Raw genomic sequence first — 21,262 nt, 5'->3', positions numbered from 1 at the left:
GAAAGCGCTCGGGCACCATTCGGTACGTGACGAACGACGATCTGCTCGCCGACTGCCGCGCCCGGCTCGCCTTCGACCTGCTCGCCAACACCTGGAACGCGGTGACGCTCTGGGCCCTGCGGCACGGCCCGCGCCGCCCGCGTGAGCTGCGCGGACTGATCGGCGGCATCAGCCCCAAGATCCTCACCGAGACCCTGCGCCGCCTGGAGTACAACGGCCTGGTCTCGCGCCGGTCGTACGCCGAGTCGCCGCCCCGCGTCGAGTACGAACTCACCGCCCTGGGGCGTACGTTGCTCGACCCGATCGAGGCCTTCGGGGCGTGGGCCTTCGACCACGGCGACGAGGTGATGGCCGCGCAGGAGCGCGCCGAGGGCCGTCCCGCCGCCGAGGCCCCCTAGGGGAAGACCCGCCAACTCCCCCTATCTACGCGGGGCTTGCCCCCTCGGGATTCCCCGGGCCCTCACCCCTCCCCAATGATGATCCGGCCTGCCCGCAGGCTCACCAGGATGGACGGCACACCTTCCGCACCGCAGCCCTCCTGGAGTCACACCGTGCAGTTGCGCGCTCGTACCGCTCTCGCCGCCGCCCTCGTCATCGGCCTCACCGGCGCCGCGTCCGTCCCCGCCCTGGCGCAGGCGCACACCCCGCCCGCGGCGGTCGCCTCCCAGGGGCCCGCGCCGGACGGCAAGGCCCTGCGCGCCGCGATCAAGGGCCTCCCGAACGCCGACGCGACCGCCGCCCTGGTCCGCGTCGGCGGCACGGACGGGACGTGGCGCGGGAGCTCCGGCGTACACGACCTGGTCACGGAGAGAAAGGCCGATCCGCACGGGCGCTTCCGCGCCGGATCGGCGACCAAGATCGTGACGGCCGCCGTGGCGCTGCAACTGGCCGCCGACGGCGAACTGGACCTCGACAAGCCGGTGCAGCACTACATGCCGGAGCTGTTCCCGGAGGAGCAGGAACCGAAGCGGCAGGACGCCAAGCAGCAGGACCCCGACAAGAGGTTCAAGCCCATCCCCGTGCGCAGCCTCCTCAACTACACCAGCGGGCTGCGCTCGGGCGACGGCTTCGACGACGAATACGCCCACCGCTTCGACACGTTGGACTACCGGAAGGTCGTCGCGTCGGCCATCTCCAAGGGGCCCCAGCACGCGCCCGGCGACGAGCAGCACTACCGCAACATCGGTTACACCGTGCTCGGCATGCTCATCGAGCGGGTCACCGGGGACTCGTACGCCCATCAGGCCGCGCAGCGGATCTTCAAGCCGCTGCGGATGCGCGACACCTACTTCCCCGGGACCGACCTCCGCATCCGCGGTCCGCACAACCGCGGCTACCAGAGCGTGAAGCAGCCGGACGGCACCACCCGGCTCGTCGACATCACCGAGTGGAACCAGTACGACCGCTTCGCGGCGGGCGACATGATCTCCTCCACCGCCGACCTGGAGGTCTTCACGCAGGCGCTGTTCGACGGAAAGGTCCTGCCCGAGCCGCAGTTGAAGGAGATGCTCACCCTGCCGAAGCTGGCGCCGGGCGCCCCCGAAGCCATGTTCGGCGCGGGGCTCCAGCGGATGGAGCTGGAGGACGACACGGTGGTCTGGCTCAAGACCGGCTCCCGCTACGGCTACACGAACATGATCGCCTCCACCGAGGACGGCTCCCGGACCCTCGTCTACTCGGTGAACGCGACCGACGCCAAGGGGAAGGACATGAACCCGGTCGCCGAGCGGATCGCCCTGACGGCCATGAAGAGGGGCTGAGACCGGGCCGGGCCCCGGGGGCTGATCCTGGGCCGCACGCCGCGCCTACGCGACGCCCGTCATGCTCGCGAACACCGTCACGTTGTTGGGGTAGTAGTTGCGGTCCGCGTCGAACTCTCCGCCGCAGGTGATCAGGCGCAGCCCCGCGTGGTCGATGTTCTTGTAGACCTCCAGGGTGGGAAATTCCTTCTTCGGATACTCCTCGACGCGGTCCACCGCGAAGGTGGCGGTCCTGCCGTCCTCGCGTGTGACCTCGATCGTGTCCCCGGCCTTCATCGACTTCAGCTTCTTGAAGACGGCGTCCGCGCCGTTCCAGGTCACGTGGCCCGCGATCACCGCCGGGCCCTTGGAGCCGGGGGTGGGGCCCGGTTCGTACCAGCCCGCCAGGTCGGGGTCCTTCGGCGTCGTCATCGCCCCGCCCTTGCCCTGCCCGAGCGTCTCCAGCGCGCTGGACACCCCCAGCGAGGGGATGGCGACGCGCTGCGGAACCGACCGGGCCAGGGCCTCGGGGGCGTCCTTGCCCGATCCGGCCGACGGCGTGGGTCCATCACCCGTGCCATCCCCCGTCGTGCCGTCCCCCGTCGTGCCCTCCCCCGCCGCGCTCTGGCGGGGTGGGGCGGGCGCGGCGGCGGTGTCGTCCGGGCCCGCGCACGCGGTGAGCACCAGGGCCGCCGCGACGGCGGCGACCACGGCCGAGGAGGCGCGTCGCAGCCCGGTCCACGCCCGCCAGGCCGAGCGGCTCACGCGGCGTCCCCGGTCTTCGCGACGACGGCGGGGGTCATCATGCGCCGCCTGACGAGCACCAGCGTCCCGGCGGCGGCCACCGCCGCGGCCCCGGCGGCTCCGGTCACGGCACCGGTGGACGTACGGTCCTCCGCGTCCCCTCCGGTCTCGACCCCGCCGATGGGGACGGACCCGACGGCCGCGCCCTTGACCACACCGCAGTTGGTCGGAGCGGTGGCCTCCTGGGGAAGCTTCGGGTCGAGTTCGCTCTTGCCGGCGCCCTCGAAGTCGTACTTGCCGTTGTCGTTGGGGTCGATGCCGTGCTGCACGATGTGCAGGTCCTTGATGTGCTCGACCACGTCCTGCCCCACGGTGATGGTGCGCTTGTAGGAGACCTTGCCCTGCGCGTCGGCCACCGGCATCCGGTCCACGGCGAGACCGCTGGCCGCGTCGGTGGCACCGGACTCGGTCAGCGAGATGTTGATGTCGCCGTAGTGGACGGTGGCCTCGGTGTTGTTGAGGACGCCGTCGCCGTTGGTGTCGTCGCCGTCGTCCGGGCACTGGAAGTCGTGCCCGTCGGTGGAACCGTGCAGGTGCTGCGCCGAGGGCTGCCCCGGCACCAGGCCCTCCGACTTGATCCATACGGTCAAGGCGTTGCCGCGCAGGCTCAGGAGGGCAGTCCCCGTGGAGCCGGAGTCGTTCAGCGGGGCCAGGTCGATCTGGTAGGCCGGAGGGTCCGCCGCGAACACCGGGGACGCGACGACCACGGTGAGGAGAGCGGCGGGCAGAGCGGCGAGCCCCACGAGAAGGCCGGTTCGCTTGATCATCAAGTTCGTCCTTTTCCGCGGCACCCGGACGGGAGGGCCGCACGAGCCATGCAGTTACCTATGAAACGGAACGGGACTCGTGGGTGTTCAAATCGAGCACGGGGTTCCGCACGGGCGGGCAGGAAGGAGCAATGGCCATGGCGGCCGACTGGAACTGGGAGAGCGGCGAAGGCCTGCTGGGCCTCGACGACCCCGCCGAGTGGGACGCGGCGTACGACCGCGGCGAGCGCAACCTCGGCACGGCAGCCATCGGCCTCGCCTATAACTGCACGCTGGCGGAGGCCTCGCCCCGCATCATCCGGGCGATGGGGTTGCCGGACCACGGTCAGCGGGGGTTCGCGTACACCGCGGCGGGCACCGCGGCCCGCCTCAACAACGCACTCACCCCGGAGCTGTACGCCGCGCTGCGCGCCGAGGGCCCCGGTGGCTTCGCCGAGCACGCCCTCAGGGACACCCTGGGTTTCGTGCCGTTCCGGCAGCTTCCCCTCTGGTTCAAGTGGCAGTCGGTGCGGATGACCGTGACGGACAAGCTGGAGTACTGGGGGATGCTGTGCGAGGACGGGGTCGACGCCGTCCGGAAGGCTCTGCGCCGGCGCGGTGCCTGATCAGCGGCGGCGCGGTGCCTGCGCAGCGCCGGCTCGGTGCCTGATCAGCGGCGGCTACGGGGCTTCTACAACCCCGCTATCGCGTTCCACCGCTTGGCGAACTCCGTTCGCTCCTTCGACGTGATGTCGCGCGCGATCGCCAGGCGCCCCCGCATCGCGTCGTCCGGGAAGATCAACGGGTCCTCGGCGAGGGCCGCCAGCTCCTTGTCCTTGGACGAGGCGAGGACGTCCCGCGCGGCAGGCACCGGGCAGACGTAGTTGACCCAGGCGGCGAGCTCCGCGGCCACCTCGGGGTCGTAGTAGTAGTCGATGAGCCGTTCCGCGTTCTGCTTGTGGCGGGCCAGGTTCGGGATCATCAGGGATTCCGCCCAGAGTTCCGCGCCCTCCTCGGGGACGACGAACTCGATGTCCGGGTCGTCCGCCTGGAGCTGGATGACGTCACCGCTGTAGGCCTGGCAGGCCAGGACGTCGCCACTCGACAAGTCCTTGATGTAGTCGTTGCCGGTGAAGCGGCGGACGTGCTTCGAGGCCACCAGCTTCTCCACCCGGTCGCACATGCGGTGGAAGTCGTCCGCCTTCCACTTCGTGATGTCGACCCCGTCGCCCTGCATGAGCAGCGCGAACGCCTCGTCGAGGCCGGAGAGCAGCGTGACCTTGCCCTTGAGATCGCCGGCCCAGAGGTCGGACACGTGCTTGATCTCCCGGCCCAGCGCCCGCTTGTTGTACGCGATGCCGGTGATGCCCGACTGCCAGGGCACGGTGTGTTTGCGCCCCGGGTCGAAGTGCGGTGAACGCAGCAGCGGGTCCAGGTACTTGGTGACGTTCGGCTGCCGCGCGCGGTCCATCTCCTGGACCCAGCCGAGCCGCACGAAGCGCGCGCACATCCAGTCGCTGATGACGATGAGGTCGCGGCCGGTCTCCTGATGGTTCATCAGGGACGGGCTGATCTTGCCGAAGAACTCGTCGTTGTCGTTGATCTCCTCCGTGTAGCGGACGTCGATGCCGGTCCGCTTCTCGAAGGCGTCGAGCGAGGGCCGCTTCGTCGCGTCATCGTCGTCGGTGTCGATGTAGAGCGGCCAGTTGGCGAAGGTCAGCGTCTTGTCCCGCCGCGAGCGGTCCCCCGCGGCACGATCGCCGGGAGCGATGTACGCGGCGGGCACGCCGCAGCCCGCCAGTGTGCTGACGGCCGCCCCGCCGCCGAGGGCACGCAGCAGGGACCGGCGGGAGACCGGCCGACGGGAGACCGACCGGCGAGAGACCGACCGGCGGGACGCTGAGGAGGCACTGGGATTCGCTCGCACTTCGGCAGCATGCGCCTGCGTGTCACGTACAGGCAATGGACGCTGCGTCGAGCCGAGCGGCCCGGAACCGACACCCTGTCGATCGGAGACCGGCCCGCCGCCGGCCCGCATCCGGCCCGCATCACACCGGCGCCAGCCACCCCGCCAGGTCCCCCGCGGTGATCCGCTCCAGCGGCGCGGCGTCGACCGGCCCCGGGTAGAGGCGGTACGCCGTGCCGGATGCGACCTCAGACGCCCCCTCCAACTCGCCGTGCAGCAGGGCCAGAAGGGCGCTCCGGCCAACCAGTTCGGGACCCGGCTCCGCACGCAGCTCGTCCGGCTCCCAGCCGTCGCGGACCCGCAGCGCGAAGTCGGCGCGCGGCTCGTCGTCGGCACGGCGGTACCCCCACAGGACGTGGCCGCGGCCGCGCACGTACACCGGTCCGTCGGTGCGTGCCGCCGCCGTCCAGCAGGCGAGGTCCCACAGGGTGGCCCGGCCGCGTGGCCGGAAGGTGTCGAGCAGGTCGTTGCCCATGCGGCCGAGCTGCTTGCGGTAGCGCCACACGTCGTGGTTGCCCTCGCCCGTGGCGAGGGTGACGTCCGCCCACCAGGCGCGACGCGACCGCAGGTCGACGATCATCGGCACGCGCAGCGCCGCGTCGCCCGCGAGGTCGAAGCGCTGCCGGACGGTGCGCGGGTCGTAGACCGCGCGCCCCGTGCCCTCCACCGCCATGAACCCCGCGAAGGCGTCCGGGAGTTGGTCGAAGGGCACGTTGTTGTACGAGAGGACGGCGGGCACCACGAACCGCACCCCCGCGTTGGCCAGCCGCGGCAGGTCGAGGTCCAGGTACTCGGTGGCACCGCTCGGGGCGGGCGCCGACGTCAGGTCCCCGGAGTGCCGGGCCGCGCCGCCCGCATACGTCAGATGCGTGTAGTCGCACAGCCCGACGAAACGCCACAGGTCGTCGTAGAGCGCGACGGACAGGTCGAGGTCGACGCGCACGCCCTTGGGCTGCAGCCAGTGCAGGAAGAGCCGCACCTTCTCGCTGTCCGCGGGCATGGGCAGCGAGCTGCCGCGCGGCACGGCGACCAGCGAGGCGGCGGAGGCCCGCTCGGCGAACGGCACCGGCAGGTCGTCGAGCGAGGCGTCGAGGACCGCGACCTCGTACCGCTCGCCCTCCCCCGCGGCCAGCCGCCGCACCGCCTCCGCCTCGATCAGCTCACCGGCGCGCCCCGCCACCCGGGACGGCAGCGGCGGCCGGTCGTCGTCGACCGCGTACGCCTGGGTGACGCGTCCGCGCGGGAAGAAGACGCGCCGGTGCCCCGGCTCGGCGCGGACCTTCATGGGGCCGTACGCGCCGAGCAGCGGCCCGGGTCCGGAGCGGGGCAGCGCGTCCGCGAGCGCGTCGGCCACCGCCTCCGGCAGGGTCGCGGCGCCCGAGCGGGCCAGCAACAGGTCCAGGCGGCGCAGGAGTTCACCGGGGCGCTCGCGCAGCAGTCCGGCCGCGGCGGTGGTGTCCCAGCGGCCGATGGCCTCCTCGACCCGGCCCTGCCAGGTGGAGATCCGCAGCCGGTCGCCCTCGATACGGACGTCCTCATGGCGTGCGGCTTCGGCGAGCAGCACCTCGGAGAGTGCGCTGTCGCCGAGGCGGGTTCCGCGCAGGACGGCGAAGGCGAGCGCCACGCGCGCGTGCCGGTGGGCCTGCTCGAAGGGGTGCAGGATTTCGCCGACGCGTTTCCAGGCGCGCGGGTGGCGGTCCATGTCCTCGGCGAGCCGCCGCAGATCGAACCCGTCGAGCAGGGCGAGGAGTTCACGGCGCAGGGGACGCGGCAGCCCGCGCAGGCGCGGCAGTTCGAGCAGGTCGGGGTCGCCCCCGGACCGTACGACGAGGATGCGAAGGACGTCGGTGGCGGTGTCGGCGTGCCGGATGACCAGCGGGCGCGCGTCCGGCACGTCGAGCAGCGGCGCGAGAGCGAGCGCCTTGCTCTCGCGCAGCGGGATCTCGGCCGGAAGCCAGTCGGCGGCGTCGGCGGGGTCCGCGTACCCGAGAAGCAGCACCAGGTCGTCGTGGTCCTGCGGGTTCAGCGGCGTACGCCGGGCGAGCAGGGCGGCGAGCTCGGCGGCGGCATCCCCCGGCGCCGCGAGGCACAGCGCGCGCAGGATCTCGCCGCCGTCACCGCCCCGGCCGGCCCCGGTGTCGAGCCAGGGGTTGGTGGGCCCGTCGGTCTCGTAGCGGTTCTCGCAGATGGGGCAGGCGTACCAGACGCAGCAGTCGTCGCAGCAGCCCGTGTCCAGTTCCTTGCGGTGGCAGTCGTCGCACAGCAGATGCGCGCACGGCTTGAGCGCACGGACGCGCGCCGTGGTGCCCGCGCAGTTCATGCAGGGCTGGTGCGGCTGGGCGGCGAGGTGTTCGACGACGAGGGAGGTGTAGCGGTCGTACGCGGGCTGGTACGCGATCTCGTCCGGGAAGCGCCGAAACAGCGGGGCATGCCGGCGGTCGGAGCCCATCAGCGCGTCGACGTCGGCGAGCAGCTTCATGCCGGTCGCGGCGAGGTCGGCGACGCAGAGCCCGGTCAGCGCGCGGCGCAGCGGCGCGGTCAGCAGGTGCCCGCGGTCGGCGAGTTCGGCCTCGAGGACGACCACGGCGGCGGCGGTCTCGGCGGACCGCCCGGCGCCGGAGGGCACGTACACGCTCTGCCGGCGCCGCAGCAGCAGCCCGGCGAGGTCGTCAGCCGTCGTCGTCATCACCATCAGGTCGCACCCCCGGAAGTACAGAAAGGCGGGGGCGGGGAGTGGGTGCGCTACGGATCTTTTGCAGAGATGAGAAAGAAGGAAGCACACCACGGAGCCGCCCCCGCGTTCCTGACGGTACGCGGGGGCGGCTGGGCCGGGCCATTCAATTAGCGGAGGCCCGAGCGGTCCTGGGTCGTGCGGGCTCAGCCCTCGATCGACGTCATGACGTGCTTGATGCGCGTGTAGTCGTCGAAGCCGTAGGCCGAGAGGTCCTTGCCGTAGCCGGACTTCTTGAAGCCGCCGTGCGGCATCTCCGCGACCAGCGGGATGTGCGTGTTGATCCAGACGCAGCCGAAGTCGAGGACCTTGGACATCCGCATGGCGCGCGCGTGGTTCTGCGTCCAGACCGAGGAGGCCAGGGCGTAGTCCACACCGTTCGCGTACGAGACGGCCTGCTCCTCGTCCGTGAAGGACTGGACGGTGATGACCGGGCCGAAGACCTCGTTCTGGATGATCTCGTCGTCCTGCTTCAGGCCCGAGACGACGGTCGGGGCGTAGAAGAAGCCCTTCTCGCCGACCCGCTGACCGCCCGCCTCGACCTTGGCGTGCGCCGGAAGGCGGTCGATGAAGCCGGAGACCTGCTTCAGCTGGTTGGCGTTGTTCAGCGGGCCGAAGAGCACGTCCTCGTCGTCCGGCTGGCCGGTCTTCGTGTCGGCCGCGGCCTTGGCGAGCGCGGTCACGAACTCGTCGTGGATGGACTCGTGGACGAGCACGCGCGTGGCGGCCGTACAGTCCTGGCCCGCGTTGAAGAAGCCCGCCATGGAGATGTCCTCGACGGCCTTGGCGAGGTCGGCGTCCTCGAAGACGACGACCGGCGCCTTGCCGCCCAGCTCCAGGTGGACCCGCTTGAGGTCCTTGGAGGCGGACTCGGCGACCTGCATGCCGGCACGCACGGAGCCGGTGATGGAGGCCATCGCCGGGGTGTTGTGCTCGACCATCGCGCGGCCGGTGTCACGGTCGCCGCAGACGACGTTGAAGACACCCTTGGGGACGATCGAGCCGATGATCTCGGCCATCAGGACGGTCGACGCGGGGGTCGTGTCCGAGGGCTTGAGGACGACGGTGTTGCCCGCGGCGAGCGCCGGGGCGAACTTCCATACGCCCATCATCATCGGGTAGTTCCAGGGCGCGACCTGCGCGCAGACGCCGATCGGCTCGCGGCGGATGATGGAGGTCAGACCCTCCATGTACTCGCCGGCCGCGCGGCCCTCGAGCATCCGGGCCGCACCCGCGAAGAAGCGGATCTGGTCGACCATGGGCGGGATTTCCTCGGACCGCGTGAGGCCGGTCGGCTTGCCCGTGTTCTCGACCTCGGCCGCGATGAGCTCCTCGGCGCGCTCCTCGAAGGCGTCGGCGATCTTCAGCAGGGCCTTCTGGCGCTCGGCGGGCGTCAGGTCACGCCAGGCGGGGAACGCGGCGGCGGCCGCCTCCATCGCGGCGTCGACGTCGGCCTGCCCCGACAGGGGCGCGGTGGCGTAGGGCTCGCCGTTGGCGGGGTTGACCACTTCGGTGGTCCGGCCGTCGGCGGCGTCCCGGAATTCTCCGTTGATGTAGTTACGCAGACGGCGCAGCTCGGTGGTCACTTCCGGCCCTCCAGTCAGATGTCCAGTGGATGAGACACCCACCCTAGTCGGTGTACCGACGCTTTCAACATACCCGGAGCCCCAGAACTGCGAAATCCGTGACGATTGAAGCTTCAGACAACGAATTTCATCGATCTGACCTTGCGGAACTGTCGACTCCTGTGCACCATGGGGTCGTGGCCAGTCGCAGCGCAGATTCCAGTAGTTCCCGACACGGGAACGGCTCTTCTCCCATCGACGCCGTCTCCCTGGCGATCATCGAACAGCTTCAGGAGGACGGACGCCGTCCGTACGCCGCCATCGGCAAGGCCGTGGGCCTGTCCGAAGCGGCCGTGCGCCAACGCGTCCAGAAGCTGCTCGACCAGGGCGTGATGCAGATCGTCGCCGTCACGGACCCGCTCACCGTGGGCTTCCGGCGCCAGGCGATGGTCGGCATCAACGTCGAGGGTGACCTGGACCCCGTCGCGGAGGCGCTGACGGCCATGGCCGAGTGTGAGTACGTGGTGATGACCGCGGGCTCCTTCGACCTGATGGTGGAGGTCGTCTGCGAGGACGACGACCACCTTCTCGAAGTGATCAACAAGCGCATCCGCGCCCTCCCCGGCGTGCGCTCCACCGAGAGCTTCGTCTATCTGAAGCTCAAGAAGCAGACCTATATGTGGGGAACCCGATAGCCGTGAGCAAGGACCTCAGCCAAACCGCGTACGACCACTTGTGGATGCACTTCACCCGCATGTCGGACTACGAGAACGCACCCGTGCCCACCATCGTGCGTGGCGAGGGCACCTACATCTACGACGACAAGGGCAAGAAGTACCTGGACGGCCTCTCCGGGCTGTTCGTGGTCAACGCGGGCCACGGTCGTCACGAGCTCGCCGAGACGGCGTACAAGCAGGCGCAGGAACTGGCCTTCTTCCCGGTGTGGAGCTACGCCCACCCGAAGGCCGTCGAGCTGGCGGAACGTTTGGCCAACCACGCGCCCGGCGACCTCAACAAGGTCTTCTTCACCACCGGTGGCGGCGAGGCGGTCGAGACCGCGTGGAAGCTGGCGAAGCAGTACCACAAGCTCACCGGCAACCACACGAAGTACAAGGTCATCTCGCGCGCGGTCGCCTACCACGGCACCCCGCAGGGCGCCCTGTCCATCACCGGTCTGCCCGCCCTGAAGGCCCCCTTCGAGCCGCTGGTCCCCGGCGCGCACAAGGTGCCGAACACGAACATCTACCGCGCCCCGATCCACGGCGACGACCCCGAGGCCTTCGGCCGCTGGGCCGCCGACCAGATCGAGCAGGAGATCCTCTTCGAGGGCCCGGAGACGGTCGCGGCCGTCTTCCTGGAGCCGGTGCAGAACGCGGGCGGCTGCTTCCCGCCCCCGCCCGGGTACTTCCAGCGCGTGCGCGAGATCTGCGACAAGTACGACGTGCTGCTCGTGTCGGACGAGGTCATCTGCGCCTTCGGCCGCCTCGGCACGATGTTCGCCTGTGACAAGTTCGGCTACGTCCCGGACATGATCACCTGCGCCAAGGGCATGACCTCGGGCTACAGCCCGATCGGCGCCTGCATCGTCTCGGACAAGATCGCCGAGCCGTTCTACAAGGGCGACAACACCTTCCTGCACGGCTACACCTTCGGCGGCCACCCGGTCTCCGCCGCGGTCGGCCTCGCCAACCTCGACATCTTCGAGAAGGAGGGTCTCAACCAGCACGTCCTCGACAACGAGGACGCGTTCTTCCAGACCCTGCGCAAGCTGCACGACCTGCCGATCGTCGGCGACGTCCGCGGCAACGGCTTCTTCTACGGCATCGAGCTCGTGAAGGACAAGGCCACCAAGGAGACGTTCAACGACGAGGAGACCGAGCGCGTCCTGTACGGCTTCCTCTCCAAGGCGCTGTACGAGAACGGCCTGTACTGCCGCGCCGACGACCGTGGCGACCCGGTCGTCCAGCTCGCCCCGCCGCTGATCTCCACCCAGGAGACCTTCGACGAGATCGAGGGCATCCTGCGCCACGTCCTCACGGAGGCGTGGACGAAGCTCTGATCCCGGGAACCCAGGATTACGGGAACCCAGGATTACGGGAACCCAGGATTACGGGAACCCATGGAGTCCCTTACGGCTCCACAGGGACCCATAGTGTGATCGAGTGATCAATACCGGCCCCGGGGGCGCCCGTTCGAGTGAGAACGGGCGCCCCCGGGCCGCGTCGTTTCCAGGCAGCACGGCCTGGATCCCTAGCGTGCCCAGTGACCGATCGGCCCCGCCTTCGTTCCCCCGTACGGGGGAGGCAAACTGATCTGAACCGAGGTGTACGTGATGGTGGCCCCGCCGGACAACGACGTGCTGTGGGCACGCGCCTTGCACGTCACGCACAACGGCTCGCCCGCGCTCACCGGCGTATCCCTCGGTGTCCGCGAGGGCGAGATCCTCGCCGTCACCGGCCCGCGCGGCAGCGGCAAAACGACTCTTCTGCGCTGTCTCTCCGGCCAGCTCCTGCCCCAGCAGGGCGAGGTCTGGTTCAACAGCACGCCGGTACACACGATGAGCCCGGCCATCCGCGAACGCCTGCGCCGCGACCGCTTCGGCTGGATCGACCCGGAGCCGCACCTCGTCCCCGAGCTCACGGCCCGGGAGAACGTCGCGCTGCCGCTGATGCTGCGCGGCTCGTCGCACCGGGCCTCCAAGGCCACGGCCCAGGAGTGGCTCGACCGCCTCGACATCGGTGACTGCGCCCGCAAGCGGCCGCACGCGCTGCTCCAGGCCCAGCGCCAGCGCATCGCCATCGCCCGCTCCCTGGTCACCATGCCGTCCGTGATCTTCGCCGACGAGCCGACGGCACCGCTGCACCGCGCCGACCGCGCCCACGTCCTGCGCACGCTGACGACCGCGGCCCGCTCGCACGGCATCACGGTCGTCCTCGCCACGCACGACCCGGAGATCGCCACCCTCGCCGACCGCACGGTCACCCTGCTCGACGGCCGCCGCGTGAACACGGTGCATTTGCCGGGGGCGGGGGAGGTCGCGGCGGGGGATACGGGAGACGTGGGGGACGCGGGGGAAGCAGCCGAGGGAGGCGGGCAGGCGGGGGATGACGCGGATGCCGACACCGACGCTGCTGCCTCCGCTTCCTCTGCTTCCCCTGCTGCCTCTGGGGCCTCTGGGGCCTCTGGGGCCTCTGGTGCCTCCGATTCCGCCGAGGGTGAGTCCGACGACGCGGAAGGCCGGGCCGCGTGCTCGCTCTCCGTCTAGCCCGCGGGGCCCGCCCCCTGGTCCAGCTGCGCAGGCTGCTCGTGGCCGCGGCCTCGGCCGGCACCGGCTTCCTGCTGCTGTGCACGCTGGGGTACGCGATGGGCCACCCGGACGCGTCCGGCGGGGCCGTGCTGCGGCTCGCCTGGTGCGTCGCGCCGATCGCCGCCACCGTGTACTTCGCCGTCACCGTCGCGCGCACCGACCCGGCGACCAAACCGCGCTCCGGACTCTCCGCGGTGGGGCTCGGTCCCGCCAGGCTCACGGTCCTCGCCACGATCTCCACGGCCGTCGCGTGCACGCTCGGCTCGATGGTGGCGCTCCTGTTCTTCCTGCACCTGCGCGGCGATCTGACGGGCCTGCCGTTCGACGGCGCCGCCTCCGAACTGCTCGCCGCCGGGCAGCCGTTGCCCGTCGCCGCCGCGCTCACCCTGCTCGCCCTGGTGCCGCTGACCGCGTCCGCCGCGAGCGCGGCCGTCCTGCGCCCCCGGACGACCAAGCGCCACAGCAAGCCGGGCACCGAGCGGAAGGAACCCGTGGACCCGGACGCGCCCGCCGCCCCGCCGAGCGGGCTGCCCTGGGGCATCGCGCTCCTCGCGGCGGGCCTCGCCGTCGAGGCGTACGCGAGCCGCGCACCCGGCACCTCGAACCTGACACTGCCGGGCGGCTTGACCGGCAGCCCCGCGGGTGTGCTCGCCGGATGGGCGATCACTGCGGTGGGCCTCGCCCTGGCGGGGCCCGGCCTCACGTACCTGTGCGGCCGGATTCTCCAGGCGGCCAGGCCCGGGGCGGTGCGGCTCCTGGCCGGGCGCGGGCTGCAGGAGGAGGCCCGGCGGATCGGGCGGCCGCTGGGGGTGCTCTGCGTGGTGGGCTCCGCGGCGTACGCCGGGCTCACGCTCTACTCCGGCGACCGGCCTGACGTCGGTCCGCTGACCGCGCTCGGCTCGCTGCTCGTCGCGGGCTGCGCGGTGCTCACGCTGGCCACGGCCGCCGTCGAGGCCAAGCACGCACGCTCCGACACGACATCGGCGCTGCTCCAGCTGGGGGCGCCGACGTCGATGCTGCGCGGTACGGCGGCGCTGCGGGCGGGCGCGCTGGCGGCGGTGTTCGGCCCGCTGACGTGGGTGGTGGCGCAGCTGGCGGCACTGCCGCTGACGGGCTGAGGGGCTGCTGAGGAGCTGTTGAGGAGCTATTGAGGGGCTGTTGAGGGGCTGTTGAGGGGCTGTTGAGGGGCTGTTGATCGGCTGCTGCGGAGCCCTGGTCGAACTCCTGGGAAAAAAGTTCCGCGAGGGGCGATGAGTTCCGCGTCGAACGTGCGTCTACCCCTCCGTAAGCCACGGAACGACGCACGCATCACGCGGTGTCCGCGCAGACTCGCGCAGAACTCGCTCGGCCCTCGCGTGCACCTCACAGCATCGGGAGACACCTCATGTACCAGCAGATGATCTTCGTGAACCTCGCCGTGAACGACGTCGACAGCTCGAAGAAGTTCTTCACGGAGCTCGGCTACACGATCAACCCCCAGTTCACGACGGACGACTGCGCCTGTGTCGTGATCAGCGACACGATCATCGCCATGCTGCTGAGCAAGAAGCACTACCAGCAGTTCACCGACAAGCAGATCGCGGACGCGCGGACGACGAGCGAGACGCTGCTCTGTCTGAGCGCCGAGAGCCGCGAGAAGGTCGACGAGCTGGTCGACAAGGCCGTCGCGGCCGGTGGCACGGCGGGCAAGACGCAGGACTTCGGCATGATGTACGGCCGCGCCTTCGACGACCTGGACGGCCACACCTGGGAAATCATGTGGATGGACGAGTCCGAGGTGCAGGGCTGAGGTGGGGGCCGGGGTGCAGGGCCGGGGTGCGGGGTGCGGGGCTGAGGTTAAGGGTCAAGCCCCACCGCCCGGACTGCGTCCCTAGCATGGCCGAATGCAACCAACTCCCAAGCCCGACCCCACGCCCACCTCGACACCCACCTCCACCCCCACACCCTCCTTCGCCCACGGACCATCCCCCCGGCTCCCCGGCAGCGACCGCGAGATCGAGTCGCTCGCGGAGTTCGACGAGATCGCCGCGGGCGGCTCGCTCGCCGGATGCCGCGTCCAGGCCATAGACCTGATGGCGCGTACGTCCGTGCTGCGGGACTGCGACGCCACGGGCGCCGTGTTCCTCGGGTGCGCGATGGAGCAGAGCGCGGTGGACGCGATGCGGACCGCAGGGGCGCTGGTGTTCCCACCCGTCCCCGGCCTGCCGTTCGACCCGTACCGCGGTCTTCTCTACACGCCGGACGAACTCTTCGCGGGACTCCACGAGGGTGGGTACGAGGCGACTCCTGACGCCGGCGCGTACGCGTGGTTCCAGGAGACCAAGGCGGACGGCGACGTCTTCTCGTCGATGCTCCGGGCGATCCACGACGACTCGGTCTCGGACGCCCTCGACGAACTGCTCGTCAGCGCGCGGGTGGTGGGCGTCATGGGCGGTCACGCGATGGCCCGCGGCACGGAGGAGTACGAGGGCGCCGCCCGGCTCGGCCGCTCGCTGGCCCGCGCCGGGTTCACGGTCGCCACCGGTGGCGGACCCGGCGCGATGGAGGCGGCGAACCTGGGCGCGTACGCGTCCGTCTTCCGCGACGAGATGCTGGACGAGGCGCTCGAACTCCTCGCGAAGGCACCGTCCTTCACCCCCTCGGTCACCGAGTGGGCGCGGGCGGCGTTCGACGTCCGCGAGCGGTGGCCGTCCGGCGGCGCGTCGGTGGGCATCCCCACGTGGTTCTACGGTCACGAGCCGCCGAACGCCTTCGCCACGCACCTGGCCAAGTACTTCGCCAACGCCACCCGCGAGGACGGCCTCCTGGCCCGCTCGAACGCGGGCGTGATCTTCCTGCCGGGCGCGGCGGGCACGCTCCAGGAGATCTTCGACGCTGCTACGCCGAACTACTACGAGTCGCGCGGCGAACCGACCCCGATGATCCTGGTGAACCACACGCACTGGACAAGGGACCTCCCGGCCTGGCCCCTGCTCCAGGCCTTGGCCCAAGGCCGCTCGATGGAACCAAGGATCGCCTTGGTGGACAGGGTGGAGGAGGCCCCGGCAACACTGTCATCACTGACGACAGGCAGCTGAACGACCCACAATTCCCCACCCACCCATCAGACCTTCCAACGAACCGGCGCCCCCCTCCAGCCCGTCCGGCATTCGCCCACCCGACCGGCGGCCAATCCAGCCCGCCCGGCGAACCTTCCAACCGACCGGCAAACCCTCCAGCCCATCCGGCATTCGCCCACCCGACCGGCGGTCAACCCAGCCCGTCCGGCGCTTGAGGACGAACTCGGCGGAGCCGGTGACGACAGCGCCCAAAGCCGCCGCGCACAAGCCCCACCCACCCAGCGAACCATCCACCCAACCGGCGAACCACCCAGCCCACCCGGTGCACCCCCACCGACCGGCGAACCCTCCAACCCGCCCAGCGTTCACCCACCTGACCGGCGGTCAATCCAGCCCGTCCGGCGATCCTTCCAACCGACCGACGCCCCCTCCAGCCCGTCCGGCGCTTGAGGACGAACTCGGCGAAGCCGGTGATCACAGCAGCCAAGGCCTCCGCGCGGAACCCGACCCGCCCGCCCCCAAGGCCCCCGCGCCCAGCGGGTTTTCGGGAAGGGGCGGGGTTGGGGAAAAATCACCCGAACGACGCCCGCTCCAACCAGAAATCCATCAACTCCCGCTCCCCCAAAACCTCCACACCCCCACCGTCCAAACCCCGCCGCCGATAAAACGCCAGCAACACCTCAGTCAACGGCCCCCGCAAAGCAACCGTCGCCTTCTCATGCCCACGCCGCCAAGCAAACCCCTCCGCCCCGAACTCGATGAGCCACTCGGCATCCAACGACGGCACCCCATCAGTCGCGTGCAGATGAATGCTGCGCCCCTCACCGAGCACCCCCGCACACAACTCCCCAGCGGAATCCCCCACCTCATTCCGCTGCACGAACTGCACGATCTCCAGCCACTCATCAATCGCGTCGGCGGCGACATCCGCCGCGACCACATACGGCACGCCCACGGCAAGAGCCGCATCGGCCCGATGAACAGCCACCTCATGCGTCATGCGCCGCGCCCAGAACCCGGCATGATGCTGATCGGACCAGGACCACACCGGGGTATCGGCGTCCACACCGACCCACGCCGCCGCGACCAACTCGGCGGTCTCCGCCAGCCACGCGTCGAGAGCCGCGGGATCGTCCCCCTCCGGCCCGTGGATTCCGGGGACGTCCTCCTCCGGAATGTCCTCCGTGGCCCGGGTGGCCACCAGCCGCGCGGCCCAGCGCACGGCGCCCCCCACGTGCCGGGCGAGGTGCCCCAGCGTCCACTCAGGGCAGGTCGGCACGGTGGCCGACAGATCCGCCCCGACCAGCGTCTCCCTCAACAGGCCCAGCTGAACGACGACTTCGGCACAGTGGCGCTCGTACTTCAACGTTGTCATGCACGAGACCCTAGGCAGCCCCCCGCACAACACACACCCGATTAACGCCCACCGCAGGTATTCCGCGCCTTCCGCCCCTCCCTCAGCCCAAAACCACAACATCCCCCACATCAAACACAACCCCCACCGACTCCCCCACCCCAGGCGCATCCCGCAACGCACAGGCAGCCTCAAGCCGCGGCCCGGACCGAGGCTCCAGATGGACGGCGACATGCGTACCCCGGAAGGTCCGCGCCGTCACCACACACGGCAGCCCCTCGTCGACGGGCACCAGCCGCACCCCGGCCGGCCGCACCAGCAACCGGCACCGCCCACCATCCGCACCCGCGTCCCCAGGCACCGGCACCGGCACCTTCCCCCAGGCCGTATCAGCCACCTCACCGACCACCGTCGCGTCGACGACATTGTCGAAGCCCAGGAACCGCGCCACGAACTCATCCACCGGCTGCCGCCAGACCTCAAGCGGCGTACCGGACTGTGCGATCCGCCCGTCCCGCATCACCACGACCCGGTCCGCGAGCGCGAACGCCTCGCCCTGGTCATGCGTGACCGCAAGAACCGTCGTACCCAACTCGTCGAAAAGCTCGCGGAGTTCGACGACAAGGCGCTCCCGCAGCGAGCGGTCGAGCTGCCCGAGCGGCTCGTCGAGCATCAGCAGCCGCGGCCTCGGCGCGAGCGCCCGCGCGAGAGCGACCCGCTGCTGCTCGCCGCCCGAGAGCGAGGCGACGGCCCGCCGCTGCGCCCCCGGCAGCCCCACGAGTTCGAGCAACTCGGCCACCCGGTCGGCCTGTTCGCCCCGCGAAGCCCCGTGCATCCGCAGCCCGAAGGCGACATTGCCTGCCACGTCGCGCTGCGGGAACAGCTGGTGGTCCTGGAACATCAGGCCGACCCCACGCTTGTGCGCGGGCACGCCCCGCTGGTCACGGCCGTCCAGCAGGACCTGCCCGCCGTCGAGGTCCTGGAGCCCGGCGACCGCCCGCAGCAGCGTCGACTTGCCGCTGCCGCTCGGCCCGAGCACGCAGACGATCTCGTGCTCGTCGACCGCGAGACCGACACCGTCGAGCACGGCACGCCCCCCGAACCGCACGGTCGCATCCACCAACGTCAGCAACCCCATACCCGCACCCTCTTCTGCACCCGCACCCTCTCCTGCACCCATCAGAACTCCCCAGTCGTCCGGTCGGTACGGAGCCGTTCGAGCAGCAGCAGCGACACCGCGCACACCACCATCAAGATCGTCGAAAGTGCCATCGCCTGCCCGTAGTTGAGCTCCCCGGCCCGCCCCAGGAGCCGCGCCACGGCGACCGGGAGCGTCGGGTTGTCCGGCCGCGCGATGAAGACGGTCGCGCCGAACTCCCCCAGGGACACGGCGAACGCGAACCCGGCGGCGATCAGCAGCGCCCGCCGCACCATCGGCAGGTCGACCTCCCGCCACGCCCGCAGCGGCGACGCCCCGAGCACGGCGGCCGCCTCACGCAGCCGTCCGTCCACCGCGCGCAGGACGGGCAGCATGGTGCGTACGACGAAGGGCACACCCACCAGGGCCTGCGCGAGCGGCACCAGAATCCACGTCGACCGCAGGTCGAGCGGCGGTTCGTCCAGCGTGATCAGGAAACCGAAGCCGACCGTCACCGCGGACACCCCGAGCGGCAGCATCAGCAGCGCGTCGAAGCCACGCACCAGGCGCCCGGCTTTCCGGGTGAGCGCCGCCGCCGCGAGCCCGCCGATCACCAGGGCGATGGCGGTGGCGGCCAGCGCGTACTGGAGGGAATTCCAGACGGCCTCGATCGGCGGGACGAGGAACGCCCCGCCCTCCGCCGACGTCAGCTCCCTGAAGTACGCGAAGCCATAGCCGTCCGGCCCGCTCAGCGACCGCTCGACCAGCACTCCGAGCGGCAGCAGGATCAGCACGGCGACCGTCAGCATCACCCCGCCGAGCAGGGCCCACTGCCCCGCGCCGCGCGGCCGCCGGGCCACGGCGGCAGCGTCGACCAACCGCAGCGCGGTCTCGCGCCGGCGCACGGTCCACGCGTGCACGGCGAGGATCAGGCCGACCGCCGCGAACTGCACGATCGTCAGGACGGCGGCCGTCGACAGGTCGAGGAGCTGGGCGGTCTGCCGGTAGATCTCGACTTCGAGCGTCGAGTACGCGGGTCCGCCGAGGATCTGCACGACCCCGAAGGAGGTGAAGGTGAAGAGGAAGACCATGAGGGACGCAGCGGCGACGGCGGGGCCGAGCGCGGGCAGCGTCACCGTCCGCCAGGCGGTCCACCGCGAGGCGCCGAGCATCCGCGCGGCCTCCTCCTGGCGCGGGTCGAGCTGCGACCAGAGCCCGCCGACCGTCCGTACGACGACGGCGTAGTTGAAGAAGACGTGCGCGAGCAGAATGGCCCACACGGTCGTGTCGAGCCGTACGCCCCACATCTCGTCGAACAGCCCGCCCCTGCCGAGCAGCGCGAGGAACGCCGTCCCGACGACGACCGTCGGCAGCACGAACGGCACCGTGACGACCGCCCGCAGCACCTGCTTGCCCCTGAACTCGAAGCGCGCGAAGACATACGCGCCGGGGAGCGCGATCAGCAGCGTGAGCGCGGTCGAGGCGAGCGCCTGCCAGGTGGTGAACCACAGCACGTGCCGGACGTCGGGCTGCCCGACGACGTCCGCGATCCGCCCGAACTGCCACTGACCGCCCACCTTCAGGCCGCGCGCGACGATCGCGGCGACCGGATAGGCGAAGAAGACCGCGAAGAAGGCGACGGGCACGGCCATCAGACCGAGCCGCGCCGCACTCCCCCGCGAGAACCCCGTACGGGACCTACGGGGACCCTTTACTTCAGTACGAGCGAGGTCCACGACTTGACCCACTGCTCACGGTTGTCGGCGATCTTCTTCGGGTCCATGGTGTGCGGGTCGTCGATCTTCACGCCGTGCTTGACGAACAGCTCGGGCAGCTCGACGTTCTCCCGCACCGGGTTGACGAACATGTTCAGCGGCATGTCGCCCTGGAACTTCTCACCGATCAGGAAGTCGAGGAGCGCCTTGCCGCCCTTCTCGTTCTTGGCGTTGCTCAGCAGCCCCGCGTACTCGACCTGCCGGAAGCAGGTGCCCTTCGCGACGCCGGTCGGCGCCTCCTTGGGCTGCGGCTTGGCGTAGAGCACCTCGACGGGCGGCGAGGAGGCGTAGGAGACGACGAGCGGCCGGTCGCCCTTGGCCTTCTTGCCGCCGGCGGACCCGGAGAACTCCTCGTTATAGGCCTGCTCCCAGCCGTCGACGACCTTGACGCCGTTGGCCTTGAGCTTCTTCCAGTAGCCCTGCCAGCCCCCGTCCCCGTACTCGGCGGCCGAGCCGAGCAGGAAGCCGAGGCCGGGAGAAGAGGTCGCGGCGTTCTCCGTCACCAGCAGATTCTTGTAGGCGGGCTTGGCCAGATCCGCGAAGGACTTCGGCGGCGCCAGCTCCTTGTCGGCGAAGTACTTCTTGTCGTAGTTGACGCAGATGTCGCCGCTGTCGACGGGCGTGACGCGATGCTTGTCGCCATCGACCCGGAACTCCGACCCGACCTTCTCCGAGCCCTTGGCCTCGTACGACTGGAAGAGGTCGTTGTCGAGCGCGCGCGAGAGCAGGGTGTTGTCGACGCCGAAGAAGACGTCTCCCTGCGGGTTGTCCTTCGACAGGATCGCCTTGTTCACGGCGGCGCCCGCGTCCCCGTCCTTGAGGACGTTGACCTTGTAGCCGGAGCTCTTCTCGAATGCCTTCAGTACGTCCTTGGAGACGTTGAAGGAGTCATGGCTGACCAGCGTGACGCTCTTGGAGTCGGCGGCCTTGTCGCCGCTGTCGGACGAGCTGCCGCACCCGGAGAGCGCGACGAGCCCGATGGCCGCCGCGACCGCGGTGACCGTGACCTTCTTGGTGGTGCTCACTGAGTTCATTCCTCCTGGAGTGACCAGGAAGAGACGCGGCCCTGCCCGCGGAC

17 protein-coding genes and 1 pseudogene are annotated in these 21,262 nt (G+C 70.6%); 9 read left to right on the top strand and 9 right to left on the bottom strand.

All coding sequences use genetic code 11. The annotated features are described in order from the left end of the window. Nucleotides 1–26: 26 nt before the first annotated feature. Both ACWFRU_RS31995 and ACWFRU_RS31990 read left to right on the top strand, forming a co-directional pair. Complete coding sequence (locus ACWFRU_RS31995; protein ID WP_453691565.1) at nucleotides 27–398, top strand: winged helix-turn-helix transcriptional regulator; 372 nt, start codon at nucleotides 27–29, stop codon at nucleotides 396–398. A 108-nt stretch (nucleotides 399–506) separates the two neighbouring features. Further along, nucleotides 507–1,760 carry a serine hydrolase domain-containing protein gene (locus tag ACWFRU_RS31990; RefSeq protein ID WP_453691564.1) on the top strand — a complete coding sequence of 418 codons (1,254 nt, stop codon included), beginning with the start codon at nucleotides 507–509 and terminating at the stop codon, nucleotides 1,758–1,760. Nucleotides 1,761–1,805: 45 nt separating this feature from the next. Here the strand turns inward: ACWFRU_RS31990 and ACWFRU_RS31985 are convergent, their stop codons facing one another. After that, nucleotides 1,806–2,504, bottom strand: coding sequence for a class F sortase (locus tag ACWFRU_RS31985; RefSeq protein WP_453691563.1), 699 nt, complete (start codon nucleotides 2,502–2,504; stop codon nucleotides 1,806–1,808). Then, nucleotides 2,501–3,313 carry a hypothetical protein gene (locus tag ACWFRU_RS31980; RefSeq protein ID WP_453691562.1) on the bottom strand — a complete coding sequence of 271 codons (813 nt, stop codon included), beginning with the start codon at nucleotides 3,311–3,313 and terminating at the stop codon, nucleotides 2,501–2,503. The genes ACWFRU_RS31985 and ACWFRU_RS31980 overlap by 4 nt, the downstream gene beginning before the upstream one ends. 134 nt (nucleotides 3,314–3,447) lie before the next feature. Between ACWFRU_RS31980 and ACWFRU_RS31975 the strand changes: the two genes are divergently transcribed. Further along, nucleotides 3,448–3,915, top strand: coding sequence for a hypothetical protein (locus ACWFRU_RS31975; RefSeq protein ID WP_453691561.1), 468 nt, complete (start codon nucleotides 3,448–3,450; stop codon nucleotides 3,913–3,915). Nucleotides 3,916–3,980: 65 nt separating this feature from the next. Here ACWFRU_RS31975 and ACWFRU_RS31970 read toward each other — a convergent pair whose 3' ends face one another. The 3 genes from ACWFRU_RS31970 to ACWFRU_RS31960 all read right to left on the bottom strand — a co-directional run bounded on the left by ACWFRU_RS31970 (nucleotide 3,981) and on the right by ACWFRU_RS31960 (nucleotide 9,572). Beyond that, nucleotides 3,981–5,216: a polyamine ABC transporter substrate-binding protein gene (locus ACWFRU_RS31970; protein WP_453691560.1), complete on the bottom strand. Its 1,236-nt coding sequence runs from the start codon at nucleotides 5,214–5,216 to the stop codon at nucleotides 3,981–3,983. 121 nt (nucleotides 5,217–5,337) lie between these two features. Continuing rightward, a complete protein-coding gene (locus ACWFRU_RS31965; RefSeq protein WP_453691559.1) occupies nucleotides 5,338–7,941 on the bottom strand; it encodes an MXAN_6230/SCO0854 family RING domain-containing protein in 2,604 nt (867 codons plus the stop codon). Between the two features lie 191 nt (nucleotides 7,942–8,132). Next, the gene (locus tag ACWFRU_RS31960; protein WP_453691558.1) at nucleotides 8,133–9,572 is read right to left on the bottom strand and encodes a gamma-aminobutyraldehyde dehydrogenase; all 1,440 of its coding nucleotides are present in this window, start codon (nucleotides 9,570–9,572) and stop codon (nucleotides 8,133–8,135) included. Between the two features lie 161 nt (nucleotides 9,573–9,733). On the opposite strand from ACWFRU_RS31960, the gene ACWFRU_RS31955 reads away from it, so the two are divergent. From ACWFRU_RS31955 to ACWFRU_RS31930, 6 genes and pseudogenes are all read left to right on the top strand, one after another. Beyond that, nucleotides 9,734–10,246, top strand: a complete 513-nt coding sequence (locus ACWFRU_RS31955) for an Lrp/AsnC family transcriptional regulator (protein WP_363212587.1) — start codon at nucleotides 9,734–9,736, stop codon at nucleotides 10,244–10,246. Next, nucleotides 10,231–11,610, top strand: coding sequence for an aspartate aminotransferase family protein (locus ACWFRU_RS31950; RefSeq protein ID WP_453691557.1), 1,380 nt, complete (start codon nucleotides 10,231–10,233; stop codon nucleotides 11,608–11,610). Before ACWFRU_RS31955 ends, ACWFRU_RS31950 begins: the two co-directional genes overlap by 16 nt. Nucleotides 11,611–11,883: 273 nt before the next feature. Then, a pseudogene (locus ACWFRU_RS31945) lies at nucleotides 11,884–12,585 on the top strand (ABC transporter ATP-binding protein); the annotation flags it as partial. Nucleotides 12,586–12,797: 212 nt separating this feature from the next. Next, nucleotides 12,798–13,976: a hypothetical protein gene (locus tag ACWFRU_RS31940; RefSeq protein WP_453691556.1), complete on the top strand. Its 1,179-nt coding sequence runs from the start codon at nucleotides 12,798–12,800 to the stop codon at nucleotides 13,974–13,976. Nucleotides 13,977–14,242: 266 nt separating this feature from the next. After that, on the top strand, nucleotides 14,243–14,647 hold the full coding sequence (locus ACWFRU_RS31935; protein WP_453691555.1) for a VOC family protein: 405 nt from the start codon (nucleotides 14,243–14,245) through the stop codon (nucleotides 14,645–14,647). A 94-nt stretch (nucleotides 14,648–14,741) separates the two neighbouring features. After that, complete coding sequence (locus tag ACWFRU_RS31930; protein ID WP_453691554.1) at nucleotides 14,742–15,935, top strand: LOG family protein; 1,194 nt, start codon at nucleotides 14,742–14,744, stop codon at nucleotides 15,933–15,935. A gap of 553 nt (nucleotides 15,936–16,488) precedes the next feature. On the opposite strand, the gene ACWFRU_RS31925 is transcribed toward ACWFRU_RS31930, so the two are convergent. The 4 genes from ACWFRU_RS31925 to ACWFRU_RS31910 all read right to left on the bottom strand — a co-directional run bounded on the left by ACWFRU_RS31925 (nucleotide 16,489) and on the right by ACWFRU_RS31910 (nucleotide 21,218). Next, nucleotides 16,489–17,292 (bottom strand): maleylpyruvate isomerase N-terminal domain-containing protein, encoded by an 804-nt coding sequence (locus tag ACWFRU_RS31925; RefSeq protein WP_453691553.1) that lies wholly within the window; start codon nucleotides 17,290–17,292, stop codon nucleotides 16,489–16,491. Nucleotides 17,293–17,374: 82 nt separating this feature from the next. Further along, a complete protein-coding gene (locus ACWFRU_RS31920) occupies nucleotides 17,375–18,409 on the bottom strand; it encodes an ABC transporter ATP-binding protein (protein WP_453691552.1) in 1,035 nt (344 codons plus the stop codon). A 41-nt stretch (nucleotides 18,410–18,450) separates the two neighbouring features. Then, nucleotides 18,451–20,145 (bottom strand): ABC transporter permease, encoded by a 1,695-nt coding sequence (locus ACWFRU_RS31915; RefSeq protein ID WP_453691551.1) that lies wholly within the window; start codon nucleotides 20,143–20,145, stop codon nucleotides 18,451–18,453. Continuing rightward, the gene (locus tag ACWFRU_RS31910) at nucleotides 20,121–21,218 is read right to left on the bottom strand and encodes a thiamine ABC transporter substrate-binding protein (RefSeq protein WP_453691550.1); all 1,098 of its coding nucleotides are present in this window, start codon (nucleotides 21,216–21,218) and stop codon (nucleotides 20,121–20,123) included. Before ACWFRU_RS31910 ends, ACWFRU_RS31915 begins: the two co-directional genes overlap by 25 nt. Nucleotides 21,219–21,262: the final 44 nt, after the last annotated feature.

This window comes from Streptomyces sp. NPDC055099 (genome assembly GCF_053607685.1).
Note: the sequence above shows the minus strand (reverse complement) of the source record. Positions and strands in the feature narration are given on the sequence as shown.

Bases quoted from the DNA above. Each gene is read 5' to 3' on its own strand.
- ACWFRU_RS31990 (WP_453691564.1), top strand. From the start codon at position 507: ATGGACGGCACACCTTCCGCACCGCAGCCCTCCTGGAGTCACACCGTG.
- ACWFRU_RS31930 (WP_453691554.1), top strand. From the start codon at position 14,742: ATGCAACCAACTCCCAAGCCCGACCCCACGCCCACCTCGACACCCACC.
- ACWFRU_RS31935 (WP_453691555.1), top strand. From the start codon at position 14,243: ATGTACCAGCAGATGATCTTCGTGAACCTCGCCGTGAACGACGTCGAC.
- ACWFRU_RS31965 (WP_453691559.1), bottom strand. From the start codon at position 7,941: ATGACGACGACGGCTGACGACCTCGCCGGGCTGCTGCTGCGGCGCCGG.
- ACWFRU_RS31920 (WP_453691552.1), bottom strand. From the start codon at position 18,409: ATGGGGTTGCTGACGTTGGTGGATGCGACCGTGCGGTTCGGGGGGCGT.
- ACWFRU_RS31975 (WP_453691561.1), top strand. From the start codon at position 3,448: ATGGCGGCCGACTGGAACTGGGAGAGCGGCGAAGGCCTGCTGGGCCTC.
- ACWFRU_RS31910 (WP_453691550.1), bottom strand. From the start codon at position 21,218: ATGAACTCAGTGAGCACCACCAAGAAGGTCACGGTCACCGCGGTCGCG.
- ACWFRU_RS31925 (WP_453691553.1), bottom strand. From the start codon at position 17,292: ATGACAACGTTGAAGTACGAGCGCCACTGTGCCGAAGTCGTCGTTCAG.